This window comes from Streptomyces sp. NPDC050535 (assembly GCF_044457665.1).
Taxonomy (GTDB): Bacteria; Actinomycetota; Actinomycetes; order Streptomycetales; family Streptomycetaceae; genus Streptomyces.
On record NZ_JBITHE010000014.1, the window covers coordinates 144,555 to 162,137 of the forward strand.

Sequence of the window (17,583 nt, forward strand, 5' to 3'; positions counted from 1 at the left end):
CGGGGACGGGTGCTCTGACGCTCGGTGAGTTCGCCGGTTACCGTCTAGGTCCCGCGACGGCGTAGGCCGCTGTGCCGGTGACCATGAGGATCAGGGCCGTCCAGGTGCCGGCCGCCGATCCGGGTGGCAGCAGCATCCAGGTTGCCACCCGCATCGGCGCGCTCGTCGGGGGCGGGGCGAAGAACGAGATCGAGAGCCAGGCGAACGGGGGCGTCCAGGCGTACTGCCCGCCCCAGAGGGCCGCACCCAGGGCGACCAGTCCCATCAGGCCCGCGCTGTCCCGTACGACGAATTCGGTGGTGGCCATGTCCTCGCCCATGGTCTGCACCGCCAGCAGCACCGTACCGACGACCACGCCGGCGAGCAGCACGTGTGCGGCCCGGCGGGGCGCCCAGCGGATCGCGGCCGTCCGGTCCAGTGCGAGGTCCTGCCCGCCGAGCCCGATCGAGACTGCCATCGCTCCGGCGGCGAGGATGAGCACGGGCAGCCGCGGATCACCGGGCCCCTCGCTCCCGCCGCGGGTGAGTGCCCACACGGCCACCGCGCTGACCACCACCGCGGCGAGCGAGACGGGTACCTGACGGGAGCGCGCGTACAGCGTCAGGCATCTCATCGGGACGCACCGCCCGACAGCACGTCGAACGCGTCGCCCCTGCAGGAGATCGCGGCGGCGCGCGTCGCGTTGATCCGCGCGAGTTGCTCGGCCCGCGGAAGTGCCTTGAGCTTCTTCCACACCGGGCGGGTCTCGGCGTCGACCTCGCGGCGCACACTTGCCGGTTCCGGGCCGGGAAGCGGCCTGAGGTCCCCGAGGACCCACCCGACCGCGACGGTCCGTGCGAACAGATCACTCCCTGTGCCGCTCCAGCCGACGGGGAGGCACCCCGGCACCATGCCCTGGGCGATCAGGGCACGGGTCAGCGCCTCGCCCTGCGCGGCGTCGATGATCTCGTCGTCGAAGTCGAAGAGCACGGTCCTGCGGGACCACTGCGGCATGCTGCCGTCCGGCCACCCGGCGGTGTTCTCCCGGACCGAGACCGGAGCTTGGGCGCCGAGCGCGTCGTGCAGCAGGCGCAGCGCCTCCTTACCCGGCCCGGCCAGGTCGGCGAGTCGCTCCTGGTGCGTTCTGGCCACGCACACCGGGCCGTCGCACACCAGTTCCGCGGCTGCCTTGTCGACGACGTACATCCGGCGCGGGTCGGAGGGGAGGACGAGCAGGGCGAGCGTCGCGCCCGCCACGACAGGTGTCAGTGCGATCAGCCGGGTGCGCGGGGTCGCGGCGACCAGTAGAGCGAAGCCGGTCGCGGCCATGCCGAGCAGCCAGATCGTCTGCCCGACGTGCACGGCGGGGGAGAGGGTGATGAGCACATCGCGCACCTCCTCCACGGCCGGTGACAGCAGGGAGACCTGGTTCGGCTCCGTGCTCGTGATCCCCATCGCCGTGTTCGTCTCCGTCCGGCCCACCGACATGTGCATGAGAACCGTGAACACGAAGGCGCCCATGGCCAGCGCGGGCGGGGTGAGTACGGACGGCAGGGCCCGCCCGGCCCCCATGCCCAGCACGGCACCCGCGACCAGGAAGAGCGCCCCCACCAGTGAGATCGGCAGCCAACCGAGGTGCGTGTACTCGGTGTTGGCGACCACCTGGACCGCGCCCACGAGGACGAGGAGTGAGAAGGCCGAGGCCAGCGTGATCGCCGTCGCGCCCGCCAGCGTGGCCGCACGGTGACGGGCGGGCCGCGGCGTGCTCGTCAGCAGCTCGGGCATCTTCGAGCGGTGGTCACGCAGACCCTGCAACGCCCCGAGCCCCACGGCGAGCGGCCACAGATAGAACAGCAGGCCGCGGGTCCACAGGGCCAGAGTCGTCCACTGGGCCGTCCACGCCGTACTGCCCCTCCACCACGCGGCGTTCACCAGGTACAGGAACGCCAGCGCGTTCGCCAGGACCACGGCGCCGGCCCACGGGGCGACGGAACGCCTCAGCTCGATACGCAGGACGCGGAGACTCACCAGGCACCTCTTGTCTGCTCGGGGCCGAGCAACAGCGCCGAGTAGCCGCGCTCCAGCGGGCTGTCGCCCACGTGCTCCGGGCCGCCCGCCGCGGCAAGCTCGTCCGGAGTGCCCTGGAAGACCAGGCGGCCCTCGGCGAAGAGCACCACGTCGGTGCAGGCGGCGGCGACGTCCTCCACCAGATGGGTCGAGACGACGACGCAGGTGTCCGTACCCAGCTCCTGCAGCAGTTGGCGGAAGCGCAGCCGCTGTGCCGGGTCCAGTCCTGCCGTCGGCTCGTCCAGCAGCAGGATCGCGGGGTCGTTGACGATGGCCTGGGCGATGCCCACCCTCCGCACCATGCCACCCGACAGGGCTTTCATCCTTTCGTCGGCGCGGTCCGCCAGACCCACCCGCTCCACGGCGCGCTGCACCGCTGCGGGGATGTCCGCCTTGGGCACCTCCTTCAACCACGCCATGTACTCGACGAACTCGCGCGCCGTGAAACGCTTGTAGTAGCCGAACTCCTGTGGCAGGTAGCCGATCCGGCGGCGCAGCGCACGGTGCCCGCCCATGCCGCCCGCGGACTCGCCGAGCAGTTCCAAGGCGCCCTCGGTGGGGCGCAGCACAGTGGCCAGCGTCCGGATGAGGGTGGTCTTGCCCGCCCCGTTGGGGCCGAGCAGGCCGTGTACGCCGGTGCCCAGCGACAGGTCGAGCCCGTCGACGGCCATCCGTTTCCTGCCGACCCTGACCTTCAGCCCGGTGGCCTGGATCTCCCAGGCGTAGGCCGTCGGTGCGATATCGGCCGCGCTCACCGCGGACGTCATGTGGTGTTCCTTTCCAGGGGTCATCGATGGGCTCCCAGCACGGCGTACGCGCCTCGGCGGGCGATCACGACGCCGATCCCGAGTGCGAGGACCAGCCCCCACAGGGGCAGAGCATCTGTCCGCAGGGCGACGGCGGTTCGGCTGGTGGCCAGGGTCGGCGCCACGACCACGGCGGCCCACACGGCAGCCAACCCCACGGCGGCGCGCGTCACACCGAGGAGACCGCCGAGTGCCAGGGTCATCGAGGTGAAAGCCAGGCAGGGCAGCAGCCACTGGGCCACCATCACCCCCGTCGCCCATCCGCCCACCAGGAGCGCGGGGACGACCACGCCGAGTACGGACGCGGTACGCCGCAGCACCAGATGGAGCCCGGCCCTGGGCACCGAGGCGGTCAGTTCGTACGCCGGGTCCAGACCGCGAGACCAGGACGCCGCGACGCCGAGCACGGGCAGGACCGGGGCGAGCAGCAGCACCAGGGAAACATCTCCGGAGCCGGTGTCCACCAGGTCGAGGAGCAGCGCGAGCAGCGTCACGCCCGCGACCATGGCCAGCCACGGCAGCATCGTGGGCGTCATCCACCGCGACAGCCGCGCCGACCAGCGCCGTCCACGCGGCATCGTGGCGGTGACGGCCAGCTGGAGCTCGAGGCCGGACCACACGGTGTCGACCAACACCGCCACGGCGGGCACCTCGGCATCGACCACGGCCGACAGCTGGTCACGGCAGAACCGGCATGCCTCCAGATGGGCCTCCAGGGCCCACACCTCGTCGGCGGCGATGTCCGTGTCGCCGCGCGCGTACCCGTCGATGATCCGCTTCGACGCGTGATCCACACTCATGCCAGCGCCTCCCGCATCGCGATCCGGGCCCGGCGGGCACGGGTCTTGACCGTGCCCTCGGGCAGCCCGAGCAGGACCGCGGTCTCCCGGACGGACAACCCGTCGAGCACCATGGCCTGCAGTACCTGTCTGAGTTCCGGCGCGAGGCGCCGCAACGCGTCCCCGACATCACCGCCGACGGTCGCCGCGAGCGCCTCCTCCTCCGCGGCGGGCGCCGCGCCGGGCACAGCGGCGGCCGGCGGCGGCTCCGCGTGGTGAGCCCTGCGCCGGAACGCGTCGACCAGGCGGCGCGCCGCGATCGTCCACAGCCAGCCAGTGGCCGTCCCTCCGACCACCGTCCCGGCGAACGCGCCCGCCGCGCGCCACACCGCCAGATAGGTCTCCTGCATGACCTCCGCGACGATCTGCTCGTCGACGCAGCGGCGGCGCAACCGCACCGCCAGCCACGGCGACGTACGCCGGTACAACTCCTCGAACGCGGCACGGTCGCCCTTTGCCACCAGGCGGACGAGACGCTCCTCGTCCAGCTCGTGCAGCGGTGCCCTGACTGATCTCACACCCGCTAGACGCCGGAGCCGGGCCGCGGGTTTTCCCTCCGACGTGATCCCCGCCACATGTGGTCGCCGGTGGGCCCCACTTGATCAAGCGTCACCTTCAGGACCGTCAGGTCCAGGTCCGGGATCACCGCCAGAGGATCAGGTGCCGCAGGCTTGTGCGGGCCACGGCAGATCTACGACGATTCGCGCACGACGAGTTCGGTCGGCAGAACGACGTGCTGACGTGGCTCCTCGGGGTGGCTGATCTCCTCCAGGAGGATGCGGGCGATCGTGTTGCCGATCTCCTCGACGGGCTGACGCACGCTGGTGAGGGGCGGGTTGCTGTGCCGGGCGATGATGGAGTCGTCGAACCCGACCACTGCCACGTCGCCGGGGACGCTGCGCCCCTGCCTGCGCAACTCCGCCAGCGCGCCTACCGCCATGACGTCCGAGGCGACGAACACGGCGTCGAGCGTGGGGAGTTGTTCAAGGAGTGAACGCATCGCGGCTTCACCACCTTCCTCGGTGAAGTCCGCTGACACCACGAGTTGCTCCGTGGCGTGATGACCAGCCTTCTCCAATGCCTCGCGCCACCCCTGAAGTCGGCTGCGCGCCACGTCCATGTCGAGGGGTCCGCTGATCGTGGCGATGGTCCGCCGCCCTCGCGCGAGCAGGTGGTCGACGGCCGTCGCCGCGCCACCGGCGTTGTCGGAGTGCACGTGGCTGAGTGACTCGGCGGGGGAGCGGCGCCCGGCGAGCACCGTGGGCAGCCCCATGTCCTCCAGCAGCCCGGGCAGCGGGTCGTGTTCGTGCACCGAGACCAGCAAAACTCCGTCGACACGCCGCTCCGCCACCGAAGCGGTGAGCTGGTCCCGCTCGGCCTGGTCGCGTACGAGGACCAGTTGGAGCTGTGTCCGTGTCCTGGCGAGGGCGGTGCTGACCCCGCGGATGACCGCCGAGAAGTAGGGCTCGGAGCCCAGTCTGCTCTCCGACTCGGGAATCACCAGGGCCACGGAGTTCGTCCGGCTCGTCACGAGCCCCCGGGCCACCGAGTTCGGAACGTAGTTCAGCTCGGCGATGGCGGCGAGCACGGCGGCCTTGGCCTTGTCGCTGACGAGCTCCGAGCCGTTGATGACTCGTGAAACCGTGGTGCGTCCGACACCGGCGCGCGCGGCCACGGTTTTGATGGTCGGGCGTTGCCTGCCCCCCATGTCGCCTCCTCGCTCGCGCGGCGCCCGGACGGCTTCCACCAGCGCATTGTGCCAGACCCGCCATGAGCGTCCGAAGGGTCCGGTCGCAGGGGTACGACATCTTCCGGCAACGAAGTCGATTCAACTTCTTGACAGGAGCCTTTCGTGGCGGCCACGCTTCGGGCCTCCGGGTGGGCACGTTCCCATTGTCATTTGGGAACGTACCCACTGGGACATATCGGGCCTGCGGAGCGGACCGCGGGGCTCGTACTCCGGTGCGTCAGCGCCGCCGCTAGGAGGACTTAATGGGCAAGGCCCGAAGGAAGTTGTGTACACGAGCCGTGGCCGCCGTATCGGCTGTGTCGGCTCTCGGCCTGGTCGTGGGCTGCGGAGGCAGTGGCAGCGGGGGGACCGGTGGGGGGAAGAAGGACGGCAAGGTCACCATCACCATGGGGCTGTTCGGCGTCATGGGGTTCAAGGAGACCGGTCTGCTCGACAAGTACATGAAGGAGCACCCGGACGTCGTCATCAAGGCGGACGTCGCGGGTGACGAGCAGACGTACTACACGGCCCTGCAGACCCACTTGGCCGCGGGCAGCGGGCTGAAGGACATCCAGGGCATAGAGATTGGTCGGGCCAAGGAACTGTCCGACACGCAGAAGGACAAGTTCGTCGATCTGGCCGGGGTGACCGGGACGGACCACTTCCTTCCGTGGAAGCAGAGCCAGGTGACCACCGCTGACAAGAAGGTCATCGGCCTGGGGACCGACATCGGCCCGATGGCGGTCTGCTACCGCAAGGACCTGTTCGAACAGGCCGGCCTTCCCACCGAACGCGACGAGGTCGCGAAGCTGTGGGAGGGCGACTGGTCGAAGTACGTCGACGCGGGCAAGCAGTTCAAGGAGAAGTCGAAGGACGACAAGGTCGCTTTCATGGACAGCTCCAGCGGGCTGTTCAACGCCATGATCTACGGCGACTCCCAGCAGTTCTACGACAAGAAGGGCGAGCTGATCTACGCGACCAACCCCGTCGTGAAGGACGCGTGGAAGCTGGCCTCCGAGGCGGCCACGTCCGATCTGACCGCCAAGCTCCGCCAGTTCCAGCCCGGTTGGGACCCCGGCCTGTCCAACAGCACCTTCGCCACCACGGTCTGCCCCGCGTGGATGCTCGCGCACATCAGTGAGAAGGCGGGCCCGAAGAACAAGGGCAAGTGGGATGTCGCCAAGGCGCCCAAGGGGGCCAACTGGGGCGGATCGTTCCTCGGCGTGATGGAGAAGAGCCCCGTCAAGAAGGAGGCGCAGGAGCTCGTCGCCTGGCTCACCGCCCCTGAGCAGCAGGCCTACTTGTTCAAGGAGATCGGCAACTTCCCCTCGTCGCAGACCGCGTTGGAGATGCCCGAAGTGGTCGACGCGAAGTCGGACTACTTCAGCGGCGCTCCCATCGGTGCGATCTTCGGAGCCGCGGCCAAGGAGATCCCCGACGAGCAGGTGCTCGGCCGCAAGGACGGCACCATCAAGGACATCTTCTCGCAGGGCCTGACCTTGATCGAGGCGCAGAACAAGAGCCCGAACGACGCATGGAAGACCACGGAAGAACGCATCGAGAAGGCCGCCGGTTAATCCAGGGCTCTGTCGCCCATCTCCGCGGCAGCCCGGCAGCCCACGCACGGCTCCGCGTGGGCTGCCGGGCCCCTGCCCACCCCTCACCCTCCAGGAAGGACGCCTTCCGGTGGCCATCTCCACCTCGACACCCCCAGCTGGTGCGCCCGGCACCGCTCCGTCGGACGGGTCCGGCACCGGCGTACAGCGTCAGCGTCGCAGTACGCTGCTGCACCGTCTCGACGTGCGCGGCGCCCCGTATGCCTTCGTCGCCCCGTTCTTCGTCGTCTTCGCCGCCTTCAGCTTCTATCCGCTCGTCTACACCTCGTGGATCTCCCTGCACCGCGTCGAACTGTCGACCCTGAACCTCATGGAGTGGGTCGGTTTCGACAACTACACGGCTCTGTGGGACGACGACCGCTTCTGGAACGCACTGCTCAACACGTTCACGATCGGTGTCCTGTCGACCGTGCCGCAGTTGTTGATGGCGCTCGGACTGGCGCATCTGCTCAACTACCAGTTGCGCGGCTCGACGTTCTTCCGGGTCGCCGCCCTGACGCCGTACGCCACCTCGGTGGGCGCCGCGGCCCTGGTGTTCACGATGCTCTTCGAGCGCGACTTCGGCATGATCAACTGGATGCTGAGCCTGGTCGGTATCGACAACATCGACTGGGAGAACAACAAGTGGGCCGCGCAGTCGGCCATTTCCTCGATCGTCATCTGGCGCTGGACCGGTTACAACGCCCTGCTCTACCTCGCGGCGATGCAGGCGATCCCGCGCGACCGCTACGAAGCCGCGGCCATCGACGGCGCCTCGCGGTGGCAGCAGTTCCTGACGGTCACCGTCCCCGGCATCCGCTCCACCATCGTGTTCACCATCGTCCTGTCCACGATCGGGGCCACCCAGCTCTTCGGTGAGCCGCTGATCTTCGGCCAGGGCCCGAACGGCATCACCGGGGGAGCGGACAACCAGTACCAGACGCTGGGACTGCTGCTGTACGAGGAGGGCTGGAAGAACTACCAGATGGGCCGGGCCGCCACAGTCGCCTGGGCGATGTTCCTGCTGCTCATCGTGCTGTTCGTCGTCCAACGACTCGTCACGCGCCTCATCGCGCGGAAGGCCTGACCGGGAGATCTCCATGACCACAGACAGCATCCCGGTCCAGACGCCGGACGCACGCGTCGGGACCGCGCGAAAGGTACGGAAGGACACCCCGTCCGGCCGGCGGAGCCGACAGCTGTTCCGGCACCCGGGTGCCGGACGTCAGCACCACGCGGGTCCCGTCGCCTACATCCTGCTGGGGATCGCGGCGGTGTTCTCGCTCTTCCCGCTCTACTGGACGATGGTGGCGGCGTCGACCGACAACACGCGCGTCACCCAGACGCCGCCGCCGTTCCTGCCGGGACCCCACCTCCTGGAGAACCTCGGCAAGGCCTGGCAGGACGCCGCGCTGGGCAAGGCCATGCTCAACAGCCTGATCGTGGCCGGAGTGATCGCCCTGTCCACCGTGCTGTTCGCCACCCTCGCCGGCTTCGCCTTCGCGAAACTCCGCTTCAAGGGCCGCAACATCCTGCTCATGCTCGTGATCGGCACGATGCTGGTGCCGCCTCAACTCGGCGTCGTCCCGCTGTTCATGATGATGACGGAACTGGGCTGGGGTCAGCAGCTGCCCGCCGTCATCTTCCCCACGCTCGTCAGCGCCGTCGGGGTGTTCTTCATGAGGCAGTACCTGAGCGAGGCGCTACCCGACGAACTCGTCGAGGCCGGACGCGTGGACGGTGCGCACTCCCTGCGCATCTTCTGGAGCATCGTGCTGCCGATCGCCCGGCCGCCCATGGCCGTGCTGTTCATGATCACGTTCGTGCACGCCTGGAACGACTTCTTCTGGCCGTTCATCGTGCTCGACATGTCCAATCCGACGGTGCCCGTCGCACTCACCCAGCTGAGCGCGGGATACGTGCGCGACCAGTCGCTGATCATGGCGGGTGCCCTGCTGGGCACGCTGCCCCTGCTCGCCATGTTCATCGTCTTCGGCCGTCAGATCGTCGGCGGAATCATGCAGGGCGCGGTCAAGGGGTGAGCGCCTCACCGCCCTCTCGTTGCCGCGGCCCTCCGACGCCCGCCACTCCACTTCGCCTCTCCCGCCCCGTAGTACATCTGGAAGGACTCACGTGACCACCGTTACCCGACGTGTCGCGCCCGCCCCGGAAAACACCGACGCCGTTCGATTCCCTCAGGGATTCACCTGGGGCACGGCGACCGCCGCGTACCAGATCGAGGGTGCCACCTCCGTCGACGGACGCACCCCTTCCATCTGGGACACCTACTCGCACACGCCCGGCAGGGTGCGCAACGGCGACACCGGTGACGTGGCCACCGACCACTACCACCGCTGGCGCGAGGACGTCGCGATCATGGCCGACCTCGGGGTGAGCGCCTACCGGTTCTCCCTGTCGTGGTCGCGGGTGCAGCCGACCGGTCGCGGCCCGGCCGTGGAGAAGGGACTCGACTTCTACCGCGCCCTGACCGACGCACTGCTCGAGAAGGGCATCGAACCGGTCGTCACGCTCTACCACTGGGACCTGCCGCAGGAACTGGAGGACGCGGGCGGCTGGCCGGAGCGCGTCACCACCGACCGGTTCGCCGACTACGCGACCCTGGCGGCCCGTGCGCTGGGGGACCGGGTGACGACCTGGACCACCCTCAACGAGCCCTGGTGCAGCGCCTTCCTCGGATACGGATCGGGTGTCCACGCTCCCGGGCGCACCGACCCGGTCGCGGCCCTGCGCGCGGCACACCACCTCAACCTCGCCCACGGCAAGGCCGTTCTGGCGCTGCGCGCCGAACTGCCCTCGCGCGCAAGGACGTCCATCACGCTCAACATCCACCACGTACGCGCACTGACCGAGGCCGCCGAGGACCTGGACGCGGCCCGCCGGATCGACGCGCTGGCCAACCGCGTCTTCACCGGACCTCTGCTGGAGGGCGAGTACCCGCGGGACCTCCTCCAGGACACGGCCGGCCTGACCGACTGGTCGTTCGTACGCAACGGTGACACCGCCACGATCCACCAGCCGCTGGACTTCCTGGGCGTCAACTACTACACGCCCACTCTCGTCTCCGCCGCCACCGGCGAGGCCGGCCACGGTTCCGACGGCCACGGGATGAGCGATCACAGTCCCTGGCCGGGCGCCGACCAGGTCGCCTTCCACCGTCCCGCCGGCAGCACCACCGCGATGGGGTGGGCGGTCGACCCCAGCGGGCTGTACGACCTGCTGACCCGGCTCAAGGCGGACTTCCCCGCGATGCCTTTGATGATCACCGAGAACGGGGCCGCGTTCGACGACTACGTCAACCCGGAGGGCGAGGTGACCGACCCTGAACGCATCGCCTACCTCCATGGGCATCTGTCGGCCGTGCGGCGGGCGATCGCGGCGGGCGTCGACGTACGGGGTTACTTCCTGTGGTCCCTGCTGGACAACTTCGAATGGGGCTACGGCTACAGCAAGCGCTTCGGTGCCGTCTACGTCGACTACCCGACCGGAAAGCGCATCCCCAAGGCCAGCGCCAGGTGGTACGCCGATGTGGCCCGCACGGGCACGCTGCCGGACCGGGACGGCCAGAACCCCTGACAGGCGTGTGATGCCGGAGCACGGCTGGGATCGGCGGATCGAAGGGAACCGGCTGTCACGCGGGTGGCGTGAGGGGAAGGGGCGAACAACTGGGCATCCGAATCGACGGGGAAGGCGCGCGACGCGGGCGGAACCCTTTGGAGGTACTCCCGCTCGCCGACCTTGTCAGTGCAGCGTGGACGGCTGTATAACGTTGGAAAGATCACGTGTACGGGGGAGTCGCGGCACAGGCCACCACAATGACGTACGACCCCGTACACGCACCCGACCGGACCGGTCGGGACGCTGAAAAGGGGAATGCCGTGCGGGTCAGCCTCAAAGACGTTGCCGCGCACGCAGGGGTCTCCATCAAGACCGTCTCCAACGTGGTGAACAAATACCAGCACGTCACGCCCGCCATGCGCGAGCGTGTCCAGCGTTCCATCGACGTGCTCGGCTACCGCCCCAACCTGGCAGCCCGGCATCTGCGCAAAGGCCGTACGGGAATCATCGCGCTCGCACTGCCCGAACTCGGCAACCCCTACTTCGCCGAACTCGCGGCCGCCGTCATCGACGCCGCCGCCGCGCACGAGTACATCGTGCTGTTGGACCACACCGGGGGGCATCGCGAGCAGGAGGTCCTGGTCAGCCAGGGCTTCCGCGCCAGGGTCATCGACGGTCTCATTCTCAGTCCCATCGAGCTGGAGGCCGAGGACCTGCGTGACCGGGCGGAGAACGTACCGCTGGTGCTGCTCGGCGAGCGCGACTACGACCTGGCGTACGACCACATCGCCATCGACAACGTCGCCGCCGCCCGTGCCGCCGTCCGGCATCTGATCGGACTCGGGCGCCGGGAGGTGGCGTTCATCGGCGCTCGGCGCGGTCGCAGCGAGCCTGCTCAACTCCGTGTCCGCGGCTGGCGCGAGGAACTGACGGCCGCCGGCTTCCCGGCCGACGCCGGGCTCGTCGCGGCCACCGACGGGTGGGGTCATGCGGACGGCGCCGACGCCATGCGCCGCATCCTGGACTCCGGACGGCGTCCCGACGCCGTCTTCGCCTACAACGATCCCATGGCCATCGGCGCGATGCGTGTGCTCTTCGAACGGGGACTCCGTGTACCCGAGGACATCGCGGTCGTCGGTTTCGACGACGTGGTCGAGGGACATTTCGGCGCGGTGACGCTCACCTCCGTGTCGCCGGACAAGGGAGCCATCGGCCGGCTGGCCGTCGAGTCGGTGCTGGCACGGCTCGGCGGCAACGAGACGTCCGAACCGCACCGCGTCTGGGCGGATTACCGCCTGGTGGAACGCGAGAGCACCCTGGGGCGGGCAGCGGCCGGACGCGGTCCCGTGTGATCCCGCGGACCCCGCGAGTGCAATCCGGAAGGCCGCCCAGGCCTGCTCGGGGTGCCCTGACATTCGAGGTGTTCCGGCCACGCCCGACCCGACCTGGTCCGCCGGTGCACCACGCACTCATGGCCCGAACTGCCTGACGCGCCGCCAAAAGGTGTCTGTACAGCGTGAGTTGTGGCCCGGTGCGCCGCGGGCCCGGCCCGCGCGCCGGGCGTGAGGTGTCGGGACGGCTGCCGGCTTCCTGATCGCGTTTGCGGGCGCGTGTTCCTTTGCTCGGCTCGCGCCCGTCGCCGTCCCGTCGGTGGTGGCGGGGGAACAAGGCAGCTCGCGGAATGCCGCACACGCTGGACACACAGGGGGTTTACAGGGTCCTTTCAACGATGTAAAAACTCTGTACGGCGGGCCGAACGTCCTTTCCCGCCAAGGGAGAAGCGCCACTCAGCCACCATTCTCGACCTCTGCCTACCCAGCGTCTCCCTCGTGCCCTTTCAGCGCCATCCGGATCGGGGTCACCATGCAGCGCACTACCCACCGACGTCTCCTCGCCCGTCCCGTGGTCGTCTCCCTGGCCGCGGCCGTGGCGTTGACCGCCACCTCCTGCGCGAAGTCGGAGGACGACGCGGCTGACGACACCTCGTCCTCGGCCTCCGCCGACTCCGGGCAGAAGGTCGCCGAGCCCAAGCCGGGGAGTAAGACCTGCACCATCGACGCGTTCGGCGGGGAGAAGCTGGACCTCAAGAACGCCACTGTCGGCTTCTCCCAGTCGGAGAAGGCAGCCAACCCGTTCCGTATCGCCGAGACGCAGTCCATCAAGGACGAGGCCAAGGCGCGGGGCGTCAAGCTGCTGACGGCCAATGCCCAGTCGCAGTTCTCCAAGCAGATCAGCGATGTCCAGGACCTCCTGGCCAAGGGTGCCGACCTGCTGGTCATAGCCCCGCTCAACTCCGACGGCTGGGAGCCGGTGTTCAAGGCCGCCGCGGCCAAGAAGGTTCCCATCGTCACCATCGACCGCAAGATCAACGCCACGCCCTGCAAGGACTACGTGTCCTTCATCGCCTCCGATTTCGTCGAGCAGGGCAAACGAGCCGCCGACCAGATGATCGAGGAGACCGGCGGCAAGGGCGAGGTCGCGATCCTGCTCGGCTCGGCCGGCAACAACGTCACCACCGAGCGCACCAAGGGCTTCAAGGACCAGATCGCCAAGGAGGCGCCCGGTCTGAAGGTGGTCTTCGAGCAGACCGGTGACTTCGCCCGCGAGAAGGGCCAGCAGGTCACCGAGCAGCTCATCCAGTCGAAGCCCGGCATCAAGGGAATCTACGCCGAGAACGACGAAATGGGCCTGGGCGCGGTCGCCGCGCTGAAGGGCGCCGGAAAGAAGCCGGGTGACGTCAAGATCATCACGGTGGACGGCACCCGCAACGCCGTCAAGGGAATCGTGGACGGCTGGATCAGCGGCGTCATCGAGTCCAACCCGCGCTTCGGACCACTGGCCTTCCAGACGCTGGACAGCTTCACCAAGGGCGAGGAAGTGGCTCAGGACATCGTTATCGAGGACGGCGCCTACGGCCCGGACAACGCCAAGACCGACATCGGCAAGGCCTACTGACCCTCCTCAGGGGGCCCGTTCCCACGGGCCCCCTCCGTCTTCCCTCACTCCTCGCACCGCATCCTGGAGGAACAGGTGGCACCCCCCGCCGAAGTGCTCGCCGTCCGCGGACTGAGCAAGACCTTCCCCGGCGTCCGGGCCCTGGACGACGTGGACCTGACCCTGCACGCGGGTGAGGTCCATGCCCTGATCGGCGAGAACGGCGCCGGAAAGTCGACCCTCATCAAACTCCTCACCGGCGTGTACCGGCCCGATGCCGGCGAGGTCGTGTTCCAGGGACGTGCGGTCTCCTTCGCGACCCCGCTGGAGGCCCAGAAGGCCGGCATCTCGACCATCTACCAAGAGGTCAACCTCATCCCGCTGCTCAGCGTGGCCCGCAACCTCTTCCTGGGCCGCGAGCCACGCAACCGGTTCGGCCTGCTGGACATGGCCCGCATGAACCGGGAGGCCGAGGAGACCCTGAACACCTTCGGCGTGCGCGTGGACGTCCGCCGGCCGCTGCGCACCCTCGGGGTCGGCGCCCAGCAGATGGTCGCCCTGGCCCGTGCCGTCGCCACCGACGCGCGAATCGTCATCATGGACGAGCCGACCTCCTCACTCGAACCCCGCGAGGTCGAGACCCTGTTCTCGGTGATCCGGCGACTGCGGGACGCGGGCATCGCCGTCGTCTACGTCAGCCACCGCCTGGACGAGCTGTACGCCGTGTGCGGCACGGTCACCGTGCTGCGCGACGGCCGACGCGTCCACCACGGCCGCCTCGCCGACCTCGACCGGCTCTCCCTGGTGTCGACCATGCTCGGCCGGGACCTGGGCGAGGTCCGCGAAGAGGGCCTCACCAAGTTCACCAGCGACCACGGCGCGGCCGACGCCGAACCCGTCCTCACCGCCACCGACCTGACCGTGTCCCACAAACTGCACGGAGTCTCCCTGACCGTCCGCCCCGGCGAGGTCGTCGGCCTGGGCGGTCTGCTCGGCTCCGGACGGACCGAGACCGCGAAGGCCATCGCCGGAGCCCTGCCCCTGCGCTCGGGCAGGGTCACGGTGGCCGGGGTGCCGCTGCGCACGGGCTCGACCCCGGCGGCCCTGCGCGCGGGCATCAGCCTGCTGCCCGAGGACCGCAAGAGCGAGGGCATCATCCCCGGCCTGTCGGTGCGCGAGAACATCGCGCTGGCCGTGCTGCCCCGTCTCTCCCGCTTCGGACTGGTCTCCGAATCCCGCGTGGACAGCGTCGTGGACACCTTCATCGAACGGCTGCGCATCAAGGCCTCCTCGCCCCAGCAGAAGGTGGGCGAACTCTCCGGCGGAAACCAGCAGAAGGTGCTGCTCGCCCGGTGGCTCGCGATGAACCCCAAGGTGCTGCTGCTCGACGAGCCCACCCGGGGCATCGACGTCGGCGCCAAGGCCGAGGTGCAGAAACTCATCGACGAACTGGCCGCCGACGGCCTGGGCGTCCTGCTCATCTCCTCCGACCTGGAGGAACTCATCGAAGGGTCCGACCGCGTGGTCGTACTGAAGGACGGCTCCGTCGTCGGCGAGCTGGCCGGCGACGACGTCACGGAAGAGAACCTCATGCGCACCATCGCCGGCAACGGGCCCGCGCGGGACGCGGTCAAGGAGGCGGCCGTCGATGGCTGAAGCCACCCTCCGCACCCTCCCGCTGGACAAGGCCCGCGTCCTCAACTGGCTCCAGCGATACGGCGTCTACGCGGGCGTCGCGGCGCTGCTCGTCGTCAACACCGTCATCACCCCGTACTTCCTGACCGTCGAGAACTTCCGCACCCAGGCCGTCCAGGTCGCCCCCGTCATCATCGTCGCCCTCGGCATGGCCCTGGTCATCGGAACCGAGGGCGTGGACCTGTCGGTCGGCGCGGTGATGGCGCTGGGGGCCTCCGTGACCGCCCTCTACCTCGGTTACGGCCTGCTGCCCGCACTGCTGGCTGTCGCCCTGTTCGCCGCCGCCGTGGGGCTGGCCAACGGAGCCCTGGTCGCGGTCGTCGGAGTGCAGCCGATCGTCGCCACCCTTGCCCTCATGGTCGGCGGCCGAGGACTCGCCCTGGTACTCCTCCCACAGCTGAAGGACCTGCAGAACCCCGCGCTCGCCTCCCTGGGCTCCGGCGACCTGCTCGGCTTTCCCTACCTGATCCTCATCGCGGCCGCCCTGGCCCTGCTGCTGGCCTTCGTGATGCGCCGCACCACCTTCGGACGGCAGCTCCTGGCGATCGGCGACAGCCGCCCCGCCGCGCAGCTGGCCGGCCTGCCCGTCCGCCGCGTACTGATCATCGTCTACGTCATCAGCGCGCTCCTTGCCGCGGTCGCGGGCGTTCTCGCCACCGCCCGCCTCCAGGCCAGCGACCCCACCTCGCTGGGCAACCTGATGGAACTGTCCGCGATCACCGCGGTCGTGGTCGGCGGCACCCCGCTGACCGGCGGCCGGGTCAACATCGCCGGCACCGTGGCGGGAGCCGTCCTCATCCAGCTCCTCACGGCCACCCTCATCAAGCACGATCTGCCGCCCTCCTGGACCCAGATCGCCCAGGCCATCGTGATCGTCGCCGCCGTCTACGCGGCACGAGGACGGGGGAAGCGTTGACCACCACGAAAACGGACGCACCGGTGACCACCACGAGCATCGAACCACCGCAGGACGCCCACCCGGTGGGCTCCGCCCGCTCCGAACGGCTGAGCGCCCTGGTCCAGCAGCACGGAGCCCTGGCTGTCCTGCTGATCGTCTCCCTGGTGGCGTCGCTGTCCTTCGACTCCTTCGCCACCGGCGACAACATCGGCAACATGGCGACCAGTTCCGCCTTCCTGGCGATCGTCGCCCTCGGCATGACCTTCGTGATCATCACCGGCGGGATCGACCTGTCCGTCGGCTCACTGTTCGCCCTCGGCGGCGTCCTGGCGGCCTGGGGATCGCGACACGGCACCCTGGTGGCCCTGTTGCTGCCGCTCGCCGTGTGCGGGCTGATCGGCGTCGTCAACGGCCTGCTGGTCGCCCGCTCCCGCCTCGCGCCCTTCATCGTCACCCTCGCCGCCATGCTGGGCGCGCGCGGACTGATGCTGGCGATCACCGACGAGGGCGCCGACACCTACCTGATCGGCAAGGGCTCCTTCCTCGCCGAACTCGGCCAGGGCACCACCCTCGGCCTCGGCAACCCGGTGTGGATCGCGCTCGCCCTGTTCGCCGGTGGAGCGGTGGTGCTGCGCCGGACCCGCTTCGGACAGCACGTCTACGCCGTCGGCGGCAGCGAGGACGCTGCCGCGCTGATGGGCGCCCCCGTGGCCCGTACCAAGATCCTCGTCTACGCCCTGTCCGGCCTGCTCGCCGGACTGGCCGGCGCCCTCAACGCCGCGTGGCTCGCGTCCGGGATCACCATCCTCGGCAGCGGTATGGAACTGGACGCCATCTCCGCCGTCGTCATCGGTGGCACCCTGCTGACCGGCGGGCTCGGCTACGTGAGCGGCTCGCTCGTCGGTGTTCTGCTGCTGAAGGTGATCCAGAACGTCATCAACCAGATCGGTTCGCTCGACTCCTCCTACCAGCAGGTCGTCAGCGGTGCCTTCCTCGCCGTGGTCGTCATCGCACAGACCTGGCTCGGCCGCCGCCGACAACTCATGTGACAAGCCCCGGATCCTGGCGGCCGAGCTCCTTTGGAGTTCGGCCGCCGGGTGTGGTTCCAGGCGGCCGGGCTTCCTCCGGCCGCCTTCTGCATGCGTCCCGACGAGGTCTCGGCGTACGACCACTCCCGGCTCGTCGACAACGAGAGCGGCGTCACCTGCTGCGGCGCCACATCGTCGAGTTGGGGGTGGCAACCCGGGCGGTCCGCACGCCTGGGACAGCCCGGCCTGCTCATCGGGGACACCACCTCAGGTCCACGGAGACGGCGTGGGCGCCGCGGTCTCCGTACAGCCGCACAGCAGTGGTGGCCCGGGGGGGGGGGGTGGCCCCCCCCCCCCCGCGGCCCCCCGCAGCGGGCGGGCGCGCGCGCCGGGGAACGCGGCGGGTGGTGGGGCAGCCCCCCCACCGGCGGCGACCC

15 protein-coding genes are annotated in these 17,583 nt (G+C 69.5%); 9 read left to right on the forward strand and 6 right to left on the reverse strand.

Translation table 11 applies throughout. The annotated features are described in order from the left end of the window. Positions 1–37: 37 nt before the first annotated feature. From ACIBLC_RS28250 to ACIBLC_RS28275, 6 genes are all read right to left on the reverse strand, one after another. Entirely contained in the window at positions 38–613 is a 576-nt protein-coding gene (locus tag ACIBLC_RS28250) for a hypothetical protein (protein ID WP_399214057.1), read from the reverse strand. Next, positions 610–2,007: a hypothetical protein gene (locus ACIBLC_RS28255; protein WP_399214059.1), complete on the reverse strand. Its 1,398-nt coding sequence runs from the start codon at positions 2,005–2,007 to the stop codon at positions 610–612. The genes ACIBLC_RS28250 and ACIBLC_RS28255 overlap by 4 nt, the downstream gene beginning before the upstream one ends. After that, the gene (locus tag ACIBLC_RS28260; RefSeq protein WP_399214060.1) at positions 2,004–2,837 is read right to left on the reverse strand and encodes an ABC transporter ATP-binding protein; all 834 of its coding nucleotides are present in this window, start codon (positions 2,835–2,837) and stop codon (positions 2,004–2,006) included. Before ACIBLC_RS28260 ends, ACIBLC_RS28255 begins: the two co-directional genes overlap by 4 nt. Next, positions 2,834–3,652, reverse strand: a complete 819-nt coding sequence (locus ACIBLC_RS28265) for a zf-HC2 domain-containing protein (protein ID WP_399214061.1) — start codon at positions 3,650–3,652, stop codon at positions 2,834–2,836. Before ACIBLC_RS28265 ends, ACIBLC_RS28260 begins: the two co-directional genes overlap by 4 nt. Then, positions 3,649–4,209: an RNA polymerase sigma factor gene (locus tag ACIBLC_RS28270; RefSeq protein ID WP_399214063.1), complete on the reverse strand. Its 561-nt coding sequence runs from the start codon at positions 4,207–4,209 to the stop codon at positions 3,649–3,651. Before ACIBLC_RS28270 ends, ACIBLC_RS28265 begins: the two co-directional genes overlap by 4 nt. A gap of 173 nt (positions 4,210–4,382) precedes the next feature. Next, positions 4,383–5,399, reverse strand: coding sequence for a LacI family DNA-binding transcriptional regulator (locus ACIBLC_RS28275; protein WP_399214064.1), 1,017 nt, complete (start codon positions 5,397–5,399; stop codon positions 4,383–4,385). A gap of 284 nt (positions 5,400–5,683) precedes the next feature. Between ACIBLC_RS28275 and ACIBLC_RS28280 the strand changes: the two genes are divergently transcribed. The 9 genes from ACIBLC_RS28280 to ACIBLC_RS28320 all read left to right on the forward strand — a co-directional run bounded on the left by ACIBLC_RS28280 (position 5,684) and on the right by ACIBLC_RS28320 (position 17,167). Continuing rightward, the gene (locus tag ACIBLC_RS28280; RefSeq protein ID WP_399214065.1) at positions 5,684–6,997 is read left to right on the forward strand and encodes an ABC transporter substrate-binding protein; all 1,314 of its coding nucleotides are present in this window, start codon (positions 5,684–5,686) and stop codon (positions 6,995–6,997) included. 109 nt (positions 6,998–7,106) lie between these two features. Further along, a complete protein-coding gene (locus tag ACIBLC_RS28285) occupies positions 7,107–8,102 on the forward strand; it encodes a carbohydrate ABC transporter permease (RefSeq protein WP_399214066.1) in 996 nt (331 codons plus the stop codon). Between the two features lie 13 nt (positions 8,103–8,115). Continuing rightward, entirely contained in the window at positions 8,116–9,057 is a 942-nt protein-coding gene (locus tag ACIBLC_RS28290; RefSeq protein WP_399214067.1) for a carbohydrate ABC transporter permease, read from the forward strand. Between the two features lie 91 nt (positions 9,058–9,148). After that, positions 9,149–10,609 carry a GH1 family beta-glucosidase gene (locus tag ACIBLC_RS28295; protein ID WP_399214068.1) on the forward strand — a complete coding sequence of 487 codons (1,461 nt, stop codon included), beginning with the start codon at positions 9,149–9,151 and terminating at the stop codon, positions 10,607–10,609. Positions 10,610–10,911: 302 nt separating this feature from the next. Further along, entirely contained in the window at positions 10,912–11,943 is a 1,032-nt protein-coding gene (locus ACIBLC_RS28300; protein WP_399214069.1) for a LacI family DNA-binding transcriptional regulator, read from the forward strand. Positions 11,944–12,454: 511 nt separating this feature from the next. Beyond that, positions 12,455–13,546, forward strand: coding sequence for an ABC transporter substrate-binding protein (locus tag ACIBLC_RS28305; RefSeq protein WP_399214070.1), 1,092 nt, complete (start codon positions 12,455–12,457; stop codon positions 13,544–13,546). Between the two features lie 75 nt (positions 13,547–13,621). Next, positions 13,622–15,181 carry a sugar ABC transporter ATP-binding protein gene (locus ACIBLC_RS28310; RefSeq protein ID WP_399214071.1) on the forward strand — a complete coding sequence of 520 codons (1,560 nt, stop codon included), beginning with the start codon at positions 13,622–13,624 and terminating at the stop codon, positions 15,179–15,181. Beyond that, positions 15,174–16,136 (forward strand): ABC transporter permease, encoded by a 963-nt coding sequence (locus ACIBLC_RS28315; RefSeq protein ID WP_399214073.1) that lies wholly within the window; start codon positions 15,174–15,176, stop codon positions 16,134–16,136. Before ACIBLC_RS28310 ends, ACIBLC_RS28315 begins: the two co-directional genes overlap by 8 nt. Beyond that, positions 16,133–17,167 carry an ABC transporter permease gene (locus ACIBLC_RS28320; RefSeq protein ID WP_399214074.1) on the forward strand — a complete coding sequence of 345 codons (1,035 nt, stop codon included), beginning with the start codon at positions 16,133–16,135 and terminating at the stop codon, positions 17,165–17,167. Before ACIBLC_RS28315 ends, ACIBLC_RS28320 begins: the two co-directional genes overlap by 4 nt. Positions 17,168–17,583: the final 416 nt, after the last annotated feature.

Bases quoted from the DNA above. Each gene is read 5' to 3' on its own strand.
- ACIBLC_RS28250 (WP_399214057.1), bottom strand. From the start codon at position 613: ATGAGATGCCTGACGCTGTACGCGCGCTCCCGTCAGGTACCCGTCTCG.
- ACIBLC_RS28260 (WP_399214060.1), bottom strand. From the start codon at position 2,837: ATGACCCCTGGAAAGGAACACCACATGACGTCCGCGGTGAGCGCGGCC.
- ACIBLC_RS28265 (WP_399214061.1), bottom strand. From the start codon at position 3,652: ATGAGTGTGGATCACGCGTCGAAGCGGATCATCGACGGGTACGCGCGC.
- ACIBLC_RS28275 (WP_399214064.1), bottom strand. From the start codon at position 5,399: ATGGGGGGCAGGCAACGCCCGACCATCAAAACCGTGGCCGCGCGCGCC.
- ACIBLC_RS28280 (WP_399214065.1), top strand. From the start codon at position 5,684: ATGGGCAAGGCCCGAAGGAAGTTGTGTACACGAGCCGTGGCCGCCGTA.
- ACIBLC_RS28290 (WP_399214067.1), top strand. From the start codon at position 8,116: ATGACCACAGACAGCATCCCGGTCCAGACGCCGGACGCACGCGTCGGG.
- ACIBLC_RS28305 (WP_399214070.1), top strand. From the start codon at position 12,455: ATGCAGCGCACTACCCACCGACGTCTCCTCGCCCGTCCCGTGGTCGTC.
- ACIBLC_RS28315 (WP_399214073.1), top strand. From the start codon at position 15,174: ATGGCTGAAGCCACCCTCCGCACCCTCCCGCTGGACAAGGCCCGCGTC.